The sequence below is a fragment of the Streptomyces sp. NPDC004752 genome (assembly GCF_053601275.1).
Genome location: NZ_JBSGBN010000069.1, coordinates 1 through 17,308, shown reverse-complemented (window position 1 = coordinate 17,308; position 17,308 = coordinate 1). Strand labels below are relative to the sequence as shown.

Genomic DNA, 17,308 nt, shown 5'->3' with positions numbered 1-17,308 from the left:
GCAGCCGAAAGGATGTGTCGCCCGCGCCTCAGACGACGACCTTCTTCAGGGCATCGCCGAGCGCCTCGGCCTCGTCAGGGGTCAGCTCGACGACGAGCCGACCGCCGCCTTCGAGCGGAACGCGCATGACGATGCCCCGCCCCTCCTTGGTCACCTCGAGCGGGCCATCGCCCGTCCGCGGCTTCATGGCCGCCATGCTCGTACCCCTTCCTGAAACCAGCTCATCGTCTGCCGACGTCCCCTGAGGGGGCACGCGCGGTCTGTGCAGGCCCGCGGCACCGGCATCGAACACATTGCTTCCAAGCCATTATCCCGCATCTCAGGACCCGATGACCAACATCGGTCGGCATCGCTTGGACAACGCGCGCGAGCAAAACTACTCAATTCGGCGATGTGGCTGCGATACTGCGCCACCGCACCGACGTCCCCCGGGCCGATCCCGGCGGAAATTCTTTGACGCAGGTCACACGTCTACTCCGGTTCCACTCCGGTCCCCGGACGGGGATCTCCGCCATGCTGTCCTCAGACAAGGGCGTACCGAGCGGTACGTCAGGGCCGCGACACCGGAGGGGATGCCCCATGGCCGACACCGTGCTCTACGAGGTGAGCGACGGGCTCGCGACGATCACGCTGAACCGCCCCGAGGCGATGAACGCGCTGAACATCGCGACCAAGGTCGCTCTCCGGGACGCGGCACGGGCCGCGGCCGACGACACCGCCGTACGGGCCGTGCTGCTGACCGCGGCCGGGGACCGGGCGTTCTGCGTGGGCCAGGACCTCAAGGAGCACATCGGTCTGCTGGCCGCCGACCGGGAGTCGGGGTCGGCGTCGGGGCAGACGATGAGCACGGTGCGGGAGCACTACAACCCGATCGTGCGGGCCCTGGCCGACGCGCCCAAGCCGGTCGTCGCCGCGGTGAACGGGGTCGCGGCCGGGGCCGGCCTCGGCTTCGCGCTCGCGGCGGACTATCGGGTGGTCGCCGAGACGGCGTCCTTCAACACGTCGTTCGCGGGGGTCGCGCTGACCGCCGACTCCGGGATCTCCTGGACGCTGCCCCGGGTGGTCGGCCCCGGCCGCGCCGCCGACCTGCTGCTCTTTCCGCGCAGCATCACGGCGCAGGAGGCGTACGAGCTGGGCATCGCCAACCGGGTGGTGCCCGCGGACCGGCTGCGGGCCGAGGCCGGGAAGGTCGCGCGTGCGCTCGCCGAGGGGCCGACGGTGGCATACGCGGCGATCAAGGAGGCGGTGGCGTACGGGCTCACCCACTCCCTCCACGAGACGCTGGACAAGGAGGACGAGCTGCAGACCCGGGCGGGCCGGTCCGAGGACCACGCCATCGCCGTGCAGGCGTTCGTGGACAAGGAGAAGCCGACGTACCTGGGCCGCTGAGCGCTCCGCTGGGTGGGCCGGGATGTGCCGGGATGTGCCGTCGGTCGGCTGCGGCTGCGTCGTGGCTGGTCGCTCCCCCAAGTTCTCGGCTCCGCTCGAACAGGGGGACCCCCATCGCGGCGGAGCCGCAAGTCGATACAGCCCCGCGCCCCTTTCGGGGCGCTGTCGGGCCGCAGCCGGCTGGGCCGGTCCGGTCAGGTGTCGGTGGTGCGGCTGACGCATCCCTCCAGGTGGTCGTCGACCAGGCCGCACGCCTGCATCAGCGCGTATGCCGTCGTCGGGCCGATGAAGCGCAGGCCGTGCTTCTTCAGGTCCTTCGACAGGGCCGTCGACTCCGGGGTGACCGCGGGCACGTCGGAGAGGGTCTTCGGAGCCGGGCGGGCGGCCGAGTCCGGGGCGTACGACCAGATCAGGGTGTCCAGCTCGCCCGGGGACCAGTCGGCGAGCACGCGCGCGTTGGCCAGGGTCGCGTCGATCTTGGCACGATTGCGGATGATGCCGGGGTCGGCGAGGAGGCGTTCGCGGTCCTCGTCGGTGAAGGCCGCGACCTTCTCGATCCCGAAGTCGGCGAACGCGGCCCGGAATCCCGGGCGGCGGCGCAGGATGGTGATCCAGGACAGACCGGACTGGAACGCCTCCAGGCTGAGGCGCTCGTACAGGGCGTCGTCGCCGTGGACCGGGCGGCCCCACTCCTCGTCGTGGTACGTCACATAGTCATCGGTGGACAGGGCCCAGGGGCAGCGCGGCGCGCCGTCGGGCCCGGCCAGGACGGTGCCGTCGGTCACGGCTGGTCCTCCGGGTGTGCGGGCTTGTCCAGCCGGACGTGCGCGGCGCTCTGGGTGCCGACCAGGGCGGACTCCAGGTCGGCGATGCGGGCGTCCCGCTCCGCGAGTTCGGCGGCGACGCGGCCCAGGGCGTCGTCCACGTCCGCCATGCGGTAGCCGCGGGCGGCGAGCGGGAAGCGCAGTCGCTCCACGTCCGCGCGGCCCACCGGGCGGTCGGGCGGCAGCGGATCGTGCAGCCGCTCCGGCGCCGCCTCCGGCAGCGGGGCGCTCTCGCCGCCGCCCACCACGGCGAGCGTCACCGCGGCGACCACCACGGCGAGCGCGACGACCAGGAACAAGAACATAACCATCGTCGGCTCCCCAGGTTCGGTGTGCTCGGCGCACCCGATGTGCTCGGTGTCGAAGTGCTCGATGTCGAAAGTGTCAGGGTCCGATCGTGCCATGCGAGTCTGACAGTTAGGGTCGCAGGCGGCTGTGCAGCGGGATGCACGGGGGATGCGCCGGGATGTGCCGGGGACGTACGAGGAGAGGTCACAGGGGATGCTCAGGCTGGGCAGGCGGGAATTCGGGCCGCACGAGCCGGTGATCATGGCGATCGTGAACCGGACCCCGGACTCCTTCTACGACCGGGGGGCCACATTCGGCGACGAGCCGGCGCTCGCGCGCGTCGAGCAGGCGGTGGCCGAGGGCGCCGCGATCATCGACGTCGGCGGGGTCAAGGCCGGGCCCGGGGACGAGGTCACCGCGGCTGAGGAGGCGCGGCGGACCGTCGGGTTCGTGGCGGAGGTACGACGTCGGTATCCGGACGTGGTGATCAGTGTGGACACCTGGCGGGCCGAGGTCGGGGAGGCGGTGTGCGCGGCCGGGGCGGATCTGCTGAACGACGCGTGGGGCGGGGTGGACCCGCGGCTGGCGGAGGTCGCCGCGCGGCACGGGGTGGGGCTGGTGTGCACGCACGCCGGCGGGGCGCGGCCGCGGACCCGACCGCATCGGGTGACGTACGACGATGTCATGGCGGACATCCTGCGGGTGACCGTGGGGCTGGCCGAGCGGGCGGTGGCGCTGGGGGTGCCCCGGGAGTCGGTGCTGATCGATCCGGGGCATGACTTCGGGAAGAACACGCGGCACAGTCTGGAGGCGACACGGCGGCTGGACGAGATGGTGGCCACCGGGTGGCCGGTGCTGGTGTCGCTGTCCAACAAGGACTTCGTGGGGGAGACGTTGGACCGCCCGGTGAAGGAACGGGTGCTGGGGACGTTGGCGACGACCGCGGTGTCCGCGTGGTTGGGGGCGCGGGTGTACCGGGTGCATGAGGTGGCCGAGACTCGGCAGGTGCTGGACATGGTGGCGTCGATCGCGGGGCACCGCCCACCCGCGGTCGCCCGACGCGGCCTGGCCTAGCCCACCAGCAGCTTCCACCCCGGCCTCCACCCGCCTCGGCCAACCAAAAGGCCCAGCGAAAACGCCCGATCCCCTCGGCCCGCTCGGACATGCCCGAGCGACCCGCACGCACCGCCCACCCAGGAGGCCCACCCACCCAGAGGATGAGACGAACCCTCGGGTGGACGACCGGGTGGATACGACGGCTCAGCCAGGACACCCGCCGGGCACAACACCCAGCCTGACAGGACGGGCCCCAGCCAACCGAAAAGCCCAGGGAAGAACGCCCAACCCCTCGGCCCGCCGCCCCCGCTCGGCCCGCTCGGACATGCCCGAACGACCCGCACGCACCGCCCACCCAGGAGGCCCACCCACCCCAGAGGATGAGACGAACCCTCGGGTGGACGACCGGGTGGATACGACGGCTCAGCCGGTTGCGGCGCTCAGGCGGGGCTCGGCATGTGAGGGGTGGGGCGGGCTAGCGGGCCGCCTCCTTCGAGACCAGGGCGACCGCTTCCTCCACGTCGTCCGTGACATGGAACAGGAGCAGGTCCTTTTCCGCTGCCTTGCCCTGGGCCACCAGGGTGTTCTCCAGCCAGGAGACCAGGCCGCCCCAGTACGCGCTGCCGAACAGGACGATGGGGAAGCGGGTGACCTTCTGGGTCTGGACGAGGGTCAGGGCCTCGAAGAGTTCGTCGAGGGTGCCGAGGCCGCCGGGCAGGACCACGAAGCCCTGGGCGTACTTGACGAACATCATCTTGCGGACGAAGAAATAGCGGAAGTTCAGGCCGATGTCGACATAGGCGTTCAGCCCCTGTTCGAAGGGCAGCTCGATGCCGAGGCCCACCGAGATGCCGCCCGCCTCGCAGGCGCCCCTGTTGGCCGCCTCCATGGCGCCCGGTCCGCCACCCGTGATCACCGCCCAGCCGGCCTCCACCAGACCGCGGCCGAGCCGGACCCCGGCGTCGTACTCAACCGACTCCACCGCCGTACGCGCCGAGCCGAACACGCTGATCGCGGGCGGCAGTTCGGCCAGGGTGCCGAAGCCCTCGATGAACTCCGACTGGATCCGCAGCACCCGCCAGGGGTCGGTGTGCACCCAGTCCGAGGGACCGCCGACGTCCAGCAGGCGCTGGTCCGTGGTGCTCGCCGTGACCTGGCCGCGCCGCCGGAGGACCGGCCCCAGGCGCTGCTCCTCCGGCGGCTGCTTCCTGCCCTCCGGGTTCCCAGTGGCCATGTGTGCTCCCTCCGATTGCGGTCGTTCCACCTCAGCGTAGATCGGAGCGGGTTACGCGCGGGGGACCTGGGCATGTCCGCCTTAGAGCTGCATGCCCTTGCCCGCACTCGCCCCGCACTCGCCCCGCCCCGGCCGTCCGGCCCGGTCAGGCGGTCAGCCATGCCCGCAGTCGGGCCTCCCCCGCGAGGATCTTCCCGGTGTCCACCCGTTCGTCCCGCTTGTGCGCCAAGTGCGGGTTTCCCGGGCCGTAGTTGACCGCGGGAATGCCCAGCGCCGAGAAGCGCGACACATCCGTCCAGCCGTACTTGGGCCGCGGCTCGCCGCCCACCGCCTCGATGAAGGCCGCCGCCGCGGGGTGGGACAGCCCGGGAAGGGCGCCCCCGCCGTGGTCGTCCACCACGAACTCCGCCACCCCGCAGTCCGCGAAGACCTCCCGAACGTGGGCGATCGCCTCCTCCTCCGTACGGTCGGGCGCATAGCGGAAGTTGACGGTGACGACGCACTCGTCGGGGATGACGTTGCCCGCCACGCCGCCGCTGATGCCGACCGCGTTCAGGCCCTCGCGGTACTCCAGGCCGTCGATCACCGGGTGGCGCGGCTCGTAGGACGCGAGGCGGGCCAGGATCGGGGCCGCCGCGTGGATCGCGTTGGCGCCCATCCAGCCGCGCGCCGAGTGGGCCCGCTCGCCCGCCGTCCTGAGCAGCACGCGCAGGGTGCCCTGGCAGCCGCCCTCGACCTCGCCGTCGGAGGGCTCCAGCAGCACCGCGAAGTCGCCCCGCAGCCACTCCGGATGGGCCTCGACCACGTGCTTGAGGCCGTTGAGGTCGGCCTGGACCTCCTCGTTGTCGTAGAAGACGAAGGTCAGATCGCGGTTGGGGGCCGGGACGGTGGCCGCGATGCGCAGCTGCACGGCGACACCCGACTTCATGTCACAGGTGCCGCAGCCCCACAGGACGCCGTCGGCGTCGAGCCGGGAGGGGACGTTGCCGGCGATCGGGACCGTGTCGATGTGGCCGGCCAGGATCACCCGCTCCGGGCGGCCCAGGTCCGTCCGGGCGATCACGTTGTTGCCGTGCCGGTCGACCGTCAGGTGCGGCAGGGCGCGCAGGGCGGCCTCGATCGCGTCGGCGAGCGGCTTCTCCGTGCCGCTCTCCGAGGGGAAGTCGACGAGTTGCGCGGTGAGCGCGGCGGCGTCCAGCGTGAGGTCAAGCGAGGTGTCGGCCATGCCGTCGACCCTAACGCGCCACCGCACGGCGGACGTCCCGCACCGTCCGCCGCACCTGGCACCGGGACCTCGGCAGCCTCCAGTACCTTGTACGCGTGCCAGAGCCGACCCCTCCTTCTCCCCAGCGTCGTGGCCGCCTCTTCCGCCTCGGTGCGGCCTTCGTCGTCCTGTGCGCGCTCGCGGGCTATCTCGCCGTGCAGTACGTCACCGGTGGTACGCGAACCCCGGCCTGCAAGGTGGTCGCGGCCGGGAACGACCGTACGTCGTACCGGTTCACGCCCGAGCAGGCGGTGAACGCTGCGACGATCACCGCCGTCGGCACCGGGCGCGCCATGCCCGAGCGGGCCGTGGCCATCGCGCTGGCGACCGCGCTCCAGGAGTCCGGGCTGCGCAATCTGGGGCACGGCGACCGGGACTCGCTCGGACTGTTCCAGCAGCGTCCCTCACAGGGCTGGGGCACCGAGAAGCAGATCATGGACCCGGCCTATGCGGCGGGCATGTTCTACGACCACCTGGGCAAGGTGCGTGACTACGAACGGCTGCCGCTCACCGTGGCCGCGCAGCGCGTGCAGCGCAGCGGCTTCCCGGAGGCGTACGCCAAGCACGAGCCGGACGCCACGCTGTTGGCCGCGGCCCTGACCGGGCGGTCCGCGGCCACGCTGACCTGCCAGGGCCGACCCACGGCCGGCGGGACGGCGGCGGCCATGGCCACGGGTACCGACGCGGTACGGGCCGCGCTGGTACGGGACTTCGACTCGCGGGACACCATGGTGGAGGCGGGCGCGGAGGTGGGCGGCTCGCGGCGGCCGTCGCCGTCCCCGACGGTGACCGCCCGGGCGGAGGGCCGGACGGTGACCGTGCCGGTGCCGGAGGGTTCCAGGACGGACGCGGCGGGCCGGACCGAGCTGGAGCGGGGCTGGCAGCTGGCGCACTGGGCGGTGGCCAACGCCTCGGCGCTGCACATCCAGCGGGTGTCGTACGCGGGGCGCGTGTGGTCCGCCGGGAGCACGGACAGTCTGTGGCGTCCGGTCGCCACGCAGGGCGCCGCGGGCGCGGAGCGGGCCGCGGGGTCCGTGCGGATCATGACGGGACAGTAGGACCGCCATGACCGGACAGTAGGACCGCGCCTCACTCCCAGGGGTGATACGACGCGGCTCGGAGTGGACGGGTATGCCGGTTGCCGTGCGGTCCTTCCCACGGCCCGGAAAACCCTTGGGAATGCGGGGATGCAAGGATCCTGCGGGCGCTCCGACGGGGCGCCCTTTGCCCATTTTTATCCACAACTGATAATGCGATGCGTTATCAATTCTTTACCCGGGGCCTCCGCAACCTTCGCGGGCTTCGAGCGGTAGTCACTGCGTCCGAGCCCGGACGATCAGCAGCACACGATGAGCAGCACCCGATCAACAGCACACGATCAACAGCGGACGATCCACCGGGGACGATCCGCTGCGGTCGGTCAACTGCCGGGCACGGTCGGATACTTCACAGTTCTCCCGTCGAATGGAGCATCATGTCCCTCCCCCTGACCCGCCGGATCGCCCGTACCGTGCTGCTCGTCGCAGCGGGAGCGGCCGCCGGGGTCGGTGTGGCCGGCTCTGCCAGCGCGGCGCCGAGCCTCCCGGCCACCCCGAACCTCGGCGGGCTGACCGCCCTGGACGGGGCGAGCATCGGCAACACCGTCGACGGCGCGGCCCGGCACGTCACCGGGGTCGTCGGCGACACGGGCGGCAAGGCCGTCAAGAAGGCGGTGCCGGCCGCGGGCAAGACCGGTGGCCAGGCCGTGAAGAAGGCGGCGCCGATGGCGCAGAAGGCGACGGGCGACGCGACCGGCGCCGCCGGGGGCATCCTCGGTGAGACCACCCAGTCGGCCACACAGGGCGGGCTGCCGACGGGCGGCCTCACCAAGGGCGGGCTGCCGACGTCCCAACTGCCGGTGCAGGGGCTGCCGCTGGGCGGCTGAGGCCGACGGCGGCCGACGCCGCCGACCGAGCGGTGCCGGGGTCCAGGACGCTTCCTGGGCCCCGTCGCCGTGTCCGGACGAACCGAGCCGGCAGTGTCGCATCGGCCGTGGTCGGATCGAACGAGGCAACCGATCGGTTCTGGGCTGTCCGCCCGGCCGCCACGCGCGCCGACTGGTGCATCGACCGGTGCGTCGACGGCAGCGAGGTCCGGTCAGTCGGACAGCCGCCGTACCGCCGCCGCGATCCGTTCGTCCGTGGCCGTCAGCGCGACTCGGACGAACGTCTCGCCCGCCGCGCCGTAGAAGTCGCCCGGCGCGACCAGGATGCCCCGGTCGGCCAGGTGGGCGACCGTGTCCCAGCAGGACTTGCCGCGGGTGGCCCACAGGTAGAGGCTCGCCTCGCTGTGCTCGATGCGGAAGCCGTGGGCGAGCAGCGCCTCGCGCAGGACCGCACGACGGGCGGCGTACCGCTCACGCTGCTCGTGGACGTGCGTGTCGTCGCCCAGGGCCGCCACCGCCGCCGCCTGGGCCGGCGCGGAGGTCATCATGCCGCCGTGCTTGCGGAGCTGCAGCAGGGGGCCAAGGACGGCCGGGTCGCCGGCCAGGAAGGCGGCGCGGTAACCGGCCAGGTTCGAGCGCTTGGAGAGGGAGTGAACGGCGACGATCCCGTCGTACGAGCCGCCGTTGACGTCCGGGTGGAGCACCGAGACCGGGTCGGCCTCCCAGCCGAGTTCGAGGTAGCACTCGTCGGAGAAGACCAGGATGCCGTGCTCACGGGCCCAGGCCACGATCCGGGTCAGCTCCTCCTTGGCCAGCACCCGGCCCGTCGGGTTCGACGGGGAGTTCAGCCACAGGAGTCTCAGGTTCGCGGGGTCCAGGTCCGTCGGGTCGTCGTAGACCACGTGCTCGGCGCGGGCCAGCCGGGCGCCGACCTCGTACGTCGGGTAGGCGAGGCGCGGGTGGGCCACCTGGTCGCCTGGGCCGAGGCCCAGCTGGGTGGGGAGCCAGGCGACGAGTTCCTTGGAGCCGACGACGGGCAGGACGTGGCGATGGGTGACATCGCGGGCGCCGAGGCGGCGTGCCACCCAGCCGGTGATCGCGTCGCGCAGTTCGGGCGTGCCCCAGACGGTCGGGTAACCCGGCGAGTCGGCCGCGGCGATCAGCGCCTTCTGGATCAGCTCGGGGACCGGGTCGACCGGGGTGCCGACGGACAGGTCGACGATGCCGTCGGGGTGCGCGGCGGCGGTCTTCTTGTACGGCTCCAGTTTGTCCCAGGGGAAGTCGGGAAGGCGGTCGGAGACTGCGGACACGATGTACTGGCTCACTTTCGTCGGTACGGCAAACGCCTCGGTCCCGTACGGCGGCGATCTAGGCGACCGGGCCGTACGGAACCGAGGCGGCGCCGGTTCCCCGGTTCCCCGATTGCCGGGAACAGGGGTGGCGCGGGCCGTCGTGCGGGTTACTCGGCCTGCGGCGGCAGCGCGGCGATGACGGGGTGATCGCGCTCGATCAGGCCCAGCTTGCTGGCGCCGCCGGGGGAGCCCAGCTCGTCGAAGAACTCGACGTTCGCCTTGTAGTAGTCCTTCCACTCCTCCGGAGTGTCGTCCTCGTAGAAGATCGCCTCGACCGGGCAGACCGGCTCACAGGCACCACAGTCGACGCATTCGTCCGGGTGGATGTACAAGGACCGCTGGCCCTCGTAGATGCAGTCGACCGGGCACTCCTCGATGCACGCCTTGTCCTTGACGTCGACACAAGGCTGCGCGATGACGTAGGTCACGCTGTCGTTCCTCCTCGATAGGGCGCCGGCGGGCCTCCACAGGCTCCGCCGCCTGGCGCGCGGGAGCGCGGCGTCGTCGATGCCCGCCCCTAGTATCTCCGTTCTTGGGCATGATCCGAACAGGAGGGGTGAACTGACCTGTGGAAATCTCTGCCGCCGGGCGACTTGAGGTCCGTATCACCGCTGCTGACGTGGGCAAACGGGTCTCCGTACGACGCTTGAGCGAACCCGCGAGTCCCGTGGCGAAGTTCACCGACACGGTGGGTGTTCTCACATCCTGGGACGACGGTGTGCTGCTGATCACACGGAAGGACGGGCAGAGCGTTCGGATATCGGAGTCCTCGCTGGTCGCGGGCAAGATCGTGCCGGACGCCCCGGCGCGCCGACGGGGTCCCGCCGCCACCTACGAGGAACTCGCGCGGGTGTCCGCGCGGGCCTGGCAGCCGGTGGAGAGCGAGCGGCTCGGCGGGTGGGAACTGCGCGCCGCGGTCCAGGAGATGCCGCGCGAAGCCAGCCCTCGGGGGGCGGTGGCCGGGCGACGGGTGGGGTTCACCCGGCGGGCCAACAGCGTGCTGCCGCTCGGCGACCCCGGTCTTCCGCTCGACGCGGCGCTGCGGGCCGTACGACGCTGGTACGGCGAGCGCGGGCTGCCCGCGTACGTACAGACCGCGACCGGCGCCGCGGGCACCCAGGAGCTGTTGTGCGCGGAGCTGGAGCGGCGCGGCTGGGTGCGCGAGGTGACCGCCGAGCTGTGGACCGGGGCGCTCGCGCCGGTCGCGGACCGGGCCGAGGGCACCACAGAGGACACCACGGTGGTGCTGTCCCGGACCGCGGATGCGACATGGCTGACCAGGTACCAGCGCAAGGGGGTGAGCGAGGTGGCCCTGCGGGTGCTGAGCAGCGGGCCTTCGGTGTGGTTCGCGACCGTGCCCGGTGCGGACGAGAGTGCCCCGGCCGCGATCGGGCGGTGCGTCGTGGACGGGCGGTGGGCCGGGTTCGCCGCCGTCGAGGTGGATCCGGAGCAGCGTCGGCGGGGGCTGGCCACGGCCGTGCTGGCCGCGCTGGCCCGGCGGGCCCTCGACGAGGGCGCCTCGGCCGCCTGGCTTCAGGTCGAGGCGGACAACGCGGGAGCGCGGGCGCTGTACGCCGGTCTGGGCTTCGCCGCGCACCACGCGTACCACCACTACCGGGAGCCGGGTGACAGCGACGACACCGGCCCGCGGTACCGGGAGCCGGGTGACACCGACGACACCGGCCCGCGGTACCGGGAGCCGGGTGACAGCGACGACGTCGGCCTGCGGTACGGGCCGTCGTGACCGGGCGCGGGCCTGCCATGCGTCCTCCCTATCCCCCCTATCCCCCGTCTCCGGAGCGCTCCGCCGAAGTGCGTCGGCGGTTCGCCGCGGAGGCGCGCGCCGAGCGGCCCGATCTGTCGCTGCTGTGTCTGCTGCTCGGCGCGGAGGCGGACGGGTCGCTGGACGAGGCGGGCATGGACGCGGTGCAGTTGGCGCTCGACCGGCTCGCGGGGCAGCTGCCGTACCGTCCGGGCGGGCCGTCGGCCTGGGCCGCCGCGCTGCACCGACTGCTCGGGGTGCGGCACGAGTTCCATGGCTCCGCGGCCGACTATCGGCGGCTGGAGTCGTCGTTCCTGCACGCGGTGCTGCGGCGGCGGCGCGGGCTGCCGATCCTGCTGTCGGTGGTCTGGATGGAAGTGGCCCGGCGGGCGGGGGCGCAGGTGTGCGGGGTCGCGCTGCCGGGGCACTTCGTGGTGGGGTTCGGCCCGGTCGGGGAACAGGTGCTGGCCGACCCGTTCGACGGTGGCCGGGTGCTCACCGGGACGGACGCGGAGCTGCTGGTCGCCGGGGCCACGGGGGCGCCGCTGGAGCCGTCCATGCTGGTGCCGGCGGCGCCTGTCGACGTCGTCGTGCGGATCCTGAACAACATCCGGGCGTGGGCGGCGGCGCGGCCCGAGCGGTCGGACGTGGCGTTGTGGGCCGTGGAGCTGTCCCTGCTGCTGCCGTCGCATCCGGCCCGGCTGCGTTATGACCGGGCGCACATCCTCGTCCAGCGCGGGGAGTTCGTCGCCGGGGCGGCGGAGTTGGATGCGTACGCGGAGGTGCTGGCCGCGGTGGACGAGGCGGGGGCGCGGCGGGTGCGGCGGCAGGCGGCGGTTGCGCGGGCGCGGTTGAATTAGGGCCGTTTGGGTTTGCGCCGGCTGGCCGGTGCGGCGTGGGTCGGCGGGGCCGGGATCTGGGGTCTGTCGGGTGCGGCGCCGTCGTGGTTGATCGCTCCCCCAAGTTCTCGGCTCCGCTCGAACAGGGGGGACCCCCACCGCGGCGGAGCCGCATATCGATACAGCCCCGCGCCCCTTTCAGGGCGCTGCCCCCGCCGTCGGCTGCTTCGCTGCGCCAGATAGAGGGCAGGGTCTGCCGTCCATCGGGTGCGGGTGCGTCGTGGCTGATCGCGCCCGCGCGGCGGAGCCGCATATCGATACAGCCCCGCGCCCCTATCGGGGCGCTGCCCCCGCCGTCGGCTGCCCCGCATCGCTCCTTCAGGTGCCGTGGGTTACAGCCAGCCCTTTTCGTGGGCTATGTGGGCTGCTTCTGTTCTGTTGCGGGCTGTTAGTTTTTGGATGGCTGTGGAGAGGTAGTTGCGGACCGTGCCCTGGGAGAGGTGCAGGGCCTTGGCCAGTTCCGCGTTGGTGGAGCCGTCGGCGGCGGCGCGGAGGATCTCGCGTTCGCGGTCGGTGAGCGGGTTGGCACCCTCGGCGAGGGCCGCGGCGGCGAGCGTGGGGTCGATGACCCGCTCGCCGGACAGCACCTTGCGCACCGCCTCGGCGAGCTGGGCGGCGGGGGCGTCCTTGACCAGGAAGGCGTCGGCGCCCGCCTCCATCGCGCTGCGCAGATAGCCGGGGCGGCCGAAGGTGGTGAGGACGACCAGCTTCACCCCGGGCAGCTCCCGGTGCACCCGGGCCGCGGCCTCGATGCCGGTGCAGCCCGGCATCTCGATGTCGAGCAGAGCGACGTCCACACCGTGCTCGCGCGCCGCGGCCAGCACCTCGTCCCCGCGCGCGACCTGGGCGACGACCTCGATGTCGTCCTCCAGGCCGAGCAGGGCGGCCAGCGCCTCGCGGACCATCGACTGGTCCTCGGCGAGGAGGACCTTGATCGTGCGGCTCATGCCGGGGATCCTATGTCCGTGCCGGCCGGCACGGGCACGCGGGCGACCAGCCGGAAGCCGTGCTTGACCCGGCCCGCCTCCAGGGTGCCGCCGGCCTTCGCCAGGCGTTCGGTCAGGCCGGTCAGGCCGTTGCCGGGGCCCGCGCCTGAGCCGCCCGCGCCGTTGTCCTCGACGGAGAGTTCGAGGACCGGCCCGTCCAGGGTCTGCCGCCGCAGCACCTCCACCGCGCAGCGCTGGGCACCGCTGTGCCGTACGACGTTGGTGACGGCCTCGCGCAGCGCCCAGGCCAGCGCGGACTCGGCTTCCTCGGGCACCCCGGCGAGATCCGGTTCGGCGGGCATCCGGGAGGTGACCCCGGCGGCGGTGAGGGCGACCTGGGCGCCGGCGAGTTCGGCGGCGAGGCGGGGGCGCCGGTACCCGGTGACCGCCTCCCGCACATCGACCAGGGCCTGGCGGCTGACCCGCTCGATGTCGGCGACCTGCTGGGCCGCCTTGTCGGGGTGGTCGGGGAGCATCCGGCCCGCGAGTTCGCTCTTCAGCGTGATCAGCGAGAGGGAGTGGCCGAGCAGGTCGTGCAGGTCGCGGGCGAGCCGCAGCCGCTCCTCGTTGGCGGCGAGCTGGGCCACGGTGGCCCGGGCGTTGCGCAGCTCGATCGTGGTGCGGACGAGCTGGCCGATGCCGCTCATCCCGAACCCGATGAGCAGTTGGAGCAGGAGCAGGTCGCGTGCCGTCGCCTCGTCGTGGATGTGCACCCCGACGAGGTACATCGCGGCGGCCGACGCGGGGATGGCCCAGAACGCGGCGCGCAGCGGCAGCGTCGCCCCGCAGGCGACGGAGAGGTAGACGAACAGGCCGAGCCAGGGGCCGCCGAGGGTGAGGGCCAGCAGGGGGGCGAGGACGCCGAGGACCGTGAGCAGGACGGCGACGGCCCGTACGGAGCAGGTCCGGCCCAGGTTCCGGAAGAACAGCACCAGATAGACGCCGACGAAGGCGATCAGGCCGATCGCGCCGGCCACCGTACCGGCGGTGGTGTGGCCGCCGCCCGTCAGGTCCCGGACCGGCGAGCTGAGGAAGACCAGCCACACCCCGATCCACAGCGACTTGACCAGCAGCCCACGGCGGTTGCGGGCGAGCAGGACCGGCTGGAACCGCGCCCGCGTTCCGCTCGCGTCGGCCCTCGGTTCCCCTGTCATCGTGCTCACGCGGTCCGCGTGTCCTTCCGGTACAGCCAGGCAGCGCCGCCCGTGAACAGCACGAAGAAGACGGCGAGGACGGCGATGTCCTGGACGTGCGGCGCCTGGTTCTGCTCGATCGCGCGCCCCAGGGCAGCGTACGCGTGCGTGGGCAGCCACCTGGCGATGTCCTGGAGCCACTGCGGGAAGGTCGTGGACGGCATCCACAGGCCGCCCAGGATCGACAGGCCGAAGTAGATGATCATCGTGATCGGGCGGACGGCGTCCCCGGCGGCCAGATAGCCGAGGGCGACGCCGAGCGCGGCGAAGACCAGGCTCCCGGCCCAGATCGCGCCGGTGAGGGCGAGCCACTGCCAGGTGTCCAGGCGTACGTCCTTCACGGCCGCGGCGACCACGAAGACGATGACGATGGACGGGAGGCTGACGACGGCCGCGCTCGCGGTCTTGGCGAGGACGTAGCCGCGCCCCGGCAGGCTGGTCAGCCGCAGCTGCCGCACCCAGCCGCTCTCGCGTTCCTTGGCGATGCGCTCGCTGTTGCCCATCAGGACGGCGGTGAGGGCGCCGAAAGAGGCCATGGAGACCATCATGTACGTCGGCAGGGTCAGGCCGGTGCCGTCGACCGTGTCGGTGGAGTCGGCGTTGCCCGCGATGAGCAGGAACAGGGCCGAGGGGTAGATCACCGAGAAGAACAGGAACTTGCGGTTGCGCAGGGCCCGGGTGAGTTCCAGCTTGATCAGGCTGTTCATGACTGCTTGGCCTCCTCGGCCTCCGTGATGGCGACGAATGCCTGCTCCAGTCCGAGCCCGGCGACTTCGAGATTGCGGGGGTAGACGCCGAGTCCGTACAGGGCGTGCACGGTGGCGTCGGCGTCGGAGGACCGGATGCGGACGGTCCGGCCGCTGACGTCCATCGAGGTGAGGTGGGGCAGGGCGGGCAGGGCCTCAAGGGCGGCCCGGTCGATGTCGCCCGCGAGGTCGAAGGAGATCCGGCGGGCGCCCGCCCTCGCCTTGATCTCGGCGGCGGTGCCGTCGGCGAGGAGCCTGCCGCGGTGCAGCACGAGCACCCGGTCGGCGATCGCGTCGGCCTCTTCCAGGTAGTGGGTGGCGAACAGCACGGTACGGCCCTGGTCGGCCTGCTCGCGCAGGGTGGCCCAGAACGCCTGGCGGGCGGAGACGTCCATGCCGGTGGTGGGCTCGTCGAGGACGATCAGGTCGCTGTCGCCGACGGTGGCGAGGGCGAAGCGGACGCGCTGGGCCTGGCCGCCGGAGAGCTTGTTGACCTTGCGGTCGGCGATCGGGGAGATCCCGGCGCGGGCCAGTACGTCGGCGACCGGGTGCGGCCGTGGGTGCAGCGCGCAGCCGAGCCTGACCAGTTCGGCGACGGTCACCTCGTCCATCAGCCCGCCGGATTGCAGCATGGCGCCCACCCGGCCGGCCACGATCGCCTCGCGCGGGCCGGTGCCGAAGACGCGGACCGTGCCGCTGTCGGGGCGCTTGAGGCCGAGCAGCAGGTCGAGGGTGGTCGACTTGCCGGCTCCGTTGGGCCCGAGCAGGGCCACGGTCTCCCCCGGGCGGAGCGCGAGCGAGAGCCCATCCACGGCCCGCACGTTCCCGTACACCTTGCTGACCTGGTCGAACCCGACCACGGAGGTGGTGGCGGGCGCCCCTGTCGTCGTCATGGCGTTCATGGCGTTCATGGCGTTCATGGCGTTCATGGCGTTCATGGTGACGGCGCGGGCCGGGGGCACGGCAGTGTCGGCCGTCCCGAGTGCCGGATGACAGATGTCATAACGGATGGCAGATGTCGTAGCGGCCACGTCCGGCACATCTGGCACATCCGGCACGTCCGTCGCGTCCATCCGGCACGTTCCGGCCCACGGGGCCTCGGACCCCGTGGCTCCGGACGCCCCGCCCCCGTCAGTTCGGGTTGATCTCGATGATTCCCGTGCGCTCCGTCTGCGTCGTGCCGCGCAGGGCCTTGCGCAGCGCGGCGACGACGTCCTGCGGCTGGACGTCACGCTTTCCGGTCGCGGACTCGACCTGCACGCCGTCGAACGTGCTGCCGTAGGCCTTCTTGAGCGCCTCAAGGTCGTACGTCTCGACCAGCTTGCCGCCGACGGCCTTGACGCCGAGGATCTTCGGCAGGGACAGCGGGCCGAACTTGATGCTGTGCGCCGCGTCGGTCTGCACGGTGACGAGGTCGGACATCGCGGGCTCGGCGAACGTCTTCATCATCCGGTCGACCTCGGCGTTCGAGATCGTCGGCTGCTGGGTCGTGGTGGGCACGGACACCGGGGACGCCGCGCCGGTCTCCACCAGGGTGCGGTATGCCTGTTCGACGGCCTGGACGGACTGGCCGGCGTCGATGCCCTTGCCCGCCTTGCCGTAGACGGCGACGGCCTTGCCGGACTCGAACCTGATCGTGCCCTCGGTGACCGAGCCGGAGTTGCCGCCCGCCTCCGTCAGGGCGGCCTGGAGCTTCTCCTCGTCGACCGGCATGTCCGGTTCGACCTCGCGCTTCTGGCCGAACAGGGAGCCGACCACGGACACCGGGTTGTAGTCGCTGCGCGCGGCCGTGCTCACCGTGGTCTGGAAGTCGAACTGGAGACCCGCCCGGTCCGGTGCCATCGAGACCGCCCTGCCGTCCACCGACAGCTTCAGCGGCGTGTTGACCCGGCTGCCGAACGCGTTGTCGAGCTTCTTGACGGCGTCGTCGCGGGTGCCGCCGCCGATGTCGACGCCGAGCACGGTGGTGCCCTTGGGCACGTCGGAGTGGTTCATCAGCAGCCCGGCGCCGTAGACACCGGCGCCGAGGACGACGACGACACTGCCGAGCAGCACCAGCTTGCTGCGGCCCTTCTTCTTCGGCTTGGCCTCCGGCACGTTCTGCGCGACCGGCTCGGGCAGCTTCGGGGCGGCGGGCGGCACCGGTCCCTCGGTGTGCGCGCCCGGCGCGAACGCGGCGTCGGGGCCGGGGCCGGGCGGGACGACCGGGATGCCGCTGGTGACGGTGTGTCCGGAGACGTTGTCGGCCAGGAGGCCGTAGCCGGAATCGGCCGGTTCCGGGACCTGCTTCTGCGGGGTGAGGATCGCGGTGTCGTCGCTCAGGCCGCCGCCGGGGCCGCGGTGTGCGTCGGGGCCGACGTGTGCGCCGGGGCCCGCGCCGGGCCGGACGCC

General features: G+C 72.4%; 17 protein-coding genes and 1 pseudogene. 6 read left to right on the top strand and 12 right to left on the bottom strand.

Annotated features, from left to right (window positions below; translation table 11 throughout):
- Positions 1 to 28: 28 nt before the first annotated feature.
- The gene (locus ACWEKM_RS26450; RefSeq protein ID WP_018544333.1) at positions 29 to 196 is read right to left on the bottom strand and encodes a DUF3117 domain-containing protein; all 168 of its coding nucleotides are present in this window, start codon (positions 194 to 196) and stop codon (positions 29 to 31) included.
- 383 nt (positions 197 to 579) lie between these two features.
- Between ACWEKM_RS26450 and chcB the strand changes: the two genes are divergently transcribed.
- Complete coding sequence (chcB, locus tag ACWEKM_RS26445) at positions 580 to 1,389, top strand: 2-cyclohexenylcarbonyl CoA isomerase (RefSeq protein WP_451623721.1); 810 nt, start codon at positions 580 to 582, stop codon at positions 1,387 to 1,389.
- A gap of 194 nt (positions 1,390 to 1,583) precedes the next feature.
- On the opposite strand, the gene ACWEKM_RS26440 is transcribed toward chcB, so the two are convergent.
- Both ACWEKM_RS26440 and ACWEKM_RS26435 read right to left on the bottom strand, forming a co-directional pair.
- Positions 1,584 to 2,174: a DNA-3-methyladenine glycosylase I gene (locus tag ACWEKM_RS26440; RefSeq protein ID WP_451623720.1), complete on the bottom strand. Its 591-nt coding sequence runs from the start codon at positions 2,172 to 2,174 to the stop codon at positions 1,584 to 1,586.
- Complete coding sequence (locus ACWEKM_RS26435) at positions 2,171 to 2,524, bottom strand: DivIVA domain-containing protein (protein ID WP_451623750.1); 354 nt, start codon at positions 2,522 to 2,524, stop codon at positions 2,171 to 2,173. The genes ACWEKM_RS26440 and ACWEKM_RS26435 overlap by 4 nt, the downstream gene beginning before the upstream one ends.
- A gap of 190 nt (positions 2,525 to 2,714) precedes the next feature.
- On the opposite strand from ACWEKM_RS26435, the gene folP reads away from it, so the two are divergent.
- The gene (gene folP / locus ACWEKM_RS26430) at positions 2,715 to 3,575 is read left to right on the top strand and encodes a dihydropteroate synthase (protein ID WP_451623719.1); all 861 of its coding nucleotides are present in this window, start codon (positions 2,715 to 2,717) and stop codon (positions 3,573 to 3,575) included.
- A gap of 457 nt (positions 3,576 to 4,032) precedes the next feature.
- On the opposite strand, the gene ACWEKM_RS26425 is transcribed toward folP, so the two are convergent.
- Both ACWEKM_RS26425 and dapE read right to left on the bottom strand, forming a co-directional pair.
- Entirely contained in the window at positions 4,033 to 4,791 is a 759-nt protein-coding gene (locus ACWEKM_RS26425) for an LOG family protein (RefSeq protein ID WP_451623718.1), read from the bottom strand.
- 145 nt (positions 4,792 to 4,936) lie between these two features.
- On the bottom strand, positions 4,937 to 6,016 hold the full coding sequence (gene dapE / locus ACWEKM_RS26420) for a succinyl-diaminopimelate desuccinylase (protein WP_451623717.1): 1,080 nt from the start codon (positions 6,014 to 6,016) through the stop codon (positions 4,937 to 4,939).
- 95 nt (positions 6,017 to 6,111) lie between these two features.
- Here dapE and ACWEKM_RS26415 point away from each other — a divergent pair, with 95 nt between their 5' ends.
- Together ACWEKM_RS26415 and ACWEKM_RS26410 are read left to right on the top strand one after the other, a co-directional pair.
- A complete protein-coding gene (locus tag ACWEKM_RS26415) occupies positions 6,112 to 7,113 on the top strand; it encodes a heavy metal transporter (RefSeq protein ID WP_451623716.1) in 1,002 nt (333 codons plus the stop codon).
- Between the two features lie 416 nt (positions 7,114 to 7,529).
- Positions 7,530 to 7,979 (top strand): ATP-binding protein, encoded by a 450-nt coding sequence (locus ACWEKM_RS26410; protein WP_451623715.1) that lies wholly within the window; start codon positions 7,530 to 7,532, stop codon positions 7,977 to 7,979.
- 212 nt (positions 7,980 to 8,191) lie between these two features.
- On the opposite strand, the gene ACWEKM_RS26405 is transcribed toward ACWEKM_RS26410, so the two are convergent.
- Both ACWEKM_RS26405 and fdxA read right to left on the bottom strand, forming a co-directional pair.
- Positions 8,192 to 9,289 (bottom strand): bifunctional succinyldiaminopimelate transaminase/glutamate-prephenate aminotransferase, encoded by a 1,098-nt coding sequence (locus ACWEKM_RS26405; protein WP_451623714.1) that lies wholly within the window; start codon positions 9,287 to 9,289, stop codon positions 8,192 to 8,194.
- Between the two features lie 149 nt (positions 9,290 to 9,438).
- Positions 9,439 to 9,759, bottom strand: coding sequence for a ferredoxin (gene fdxA, locus ACWEKM_RS26400; RefSeq protein ID WP_275776950.1), 321 nt, complete (start codon positions 9,757 to 9,759; stop codon positions 9,439 to 9,441).
- A gap of 140 nt (positions 9,760 to 9,899) precedes the next feature.
- On the opposite strand from fdxA, the gene ACWEKM_RS26395 reads away from it, so the two are divergent.
- Together ACWEKM_RS26395 and ACWEKM_RS26390 are read left to right on the top strand one after the other, a co-directional pair.
- Positions 9,900 to 11,075 carry a GNAT family N-acetyltransferase gene (locus tag ACWEKM_RS26395; RefSeq protein WP_451623713.1) on the top strand — a complete coding sequence of 392 codons (1,176 nt, stop codon included), beginning with the start codon at positions 9,900 to 9,902 and terminating at the stop codon, positions 11,073 to 11,075.
- A 17-nt stretch (positions 11,076 to 11,092) separates the two neighbouring features.
- Complete coding sequence (locus ACWEKM_RS26390) at positions 11,093 to 11,953, top strand: transglutaminase family protein (protein ID WP_451623712.1); 861 nt, start codon at positions 11,093 to 11,095, stop codon at positions 11,951 to 11,953.
- Positions 11,954 to 12,324: 371 nt separating this feature from the next.
- On the opposite strand, the gene ACWEKM_RS26385 is transcribed toward ACWEKM_RS26390, so the two are convergent.
- The 5 genes and pseudogenes from ACWEKM_RS26385 to ACWEKM_RS26365 form a co-directional block, all read right to left on the bottom strand.
- The gene (locus ACWEKM_RS26385; protein WP_451623711.1) at positions 12,325 to 12,939 is read right to left on the bottom strand and encodes a response regulator; all 615 of its coding nucleotides are present in this window, start codon (positions 12,937 to 12,939) and stop codon (positions 12,325 to 12,327) included.
- On the bottom strand, positions 12,936 to 14,141 hold the full coding sequence (locus ACWEKM_RS26380; RefSeq protein WP_451623710.1) for a sensor histidine kinase: 1,206 nt from the start codon (positions 14,139 to 14,141) through the stop codon (positions 12,936 to 12,938). Before ACWEKM_RS26380 ends, ACWEKM_RS26385 begins: the two co-directional genes overlap by 4 nt.
- Positions 14,138 to 14,878: an ABC transporter permease gene (locus tag ACWEKM_RS26375; protein WP_451623709.1), complete on the bottom strand. Its 741-nt coding sequence runs from the start codon at positions 14,876 to 14,878 to the stop codon at positions 14,138 to 14,140. The genes ACWEKM_RS26380 and ACWEKM_RS26375 overlap by 4 nt, the downstream gene beginning before the upstream one ends.
- Complete coding sequence (locus ACWEKM_RS26370) at positions 14,875 to 15,810, bottom strand: ABC transporter ATP-binding protein (protein ID WP_451623749.1); 936 nt, start codon at positions 15,808 to 15,810, stop codon at positions 14,875 to 14,877. The genes ACWEKM_RS26375 and ACWEKM_RS26370 overlap by 4 nt, the downstream gene beginning before the upstream one ends.
- A 238-nt stretch (positions 15,811 to 16,048) precedes the next feature.
- A pseudogene (locus ACWEKM_RS26365) lies at positions 16,049 to 17,308 on the bottom strand (hypothetical protein); the annotation flags it as partial.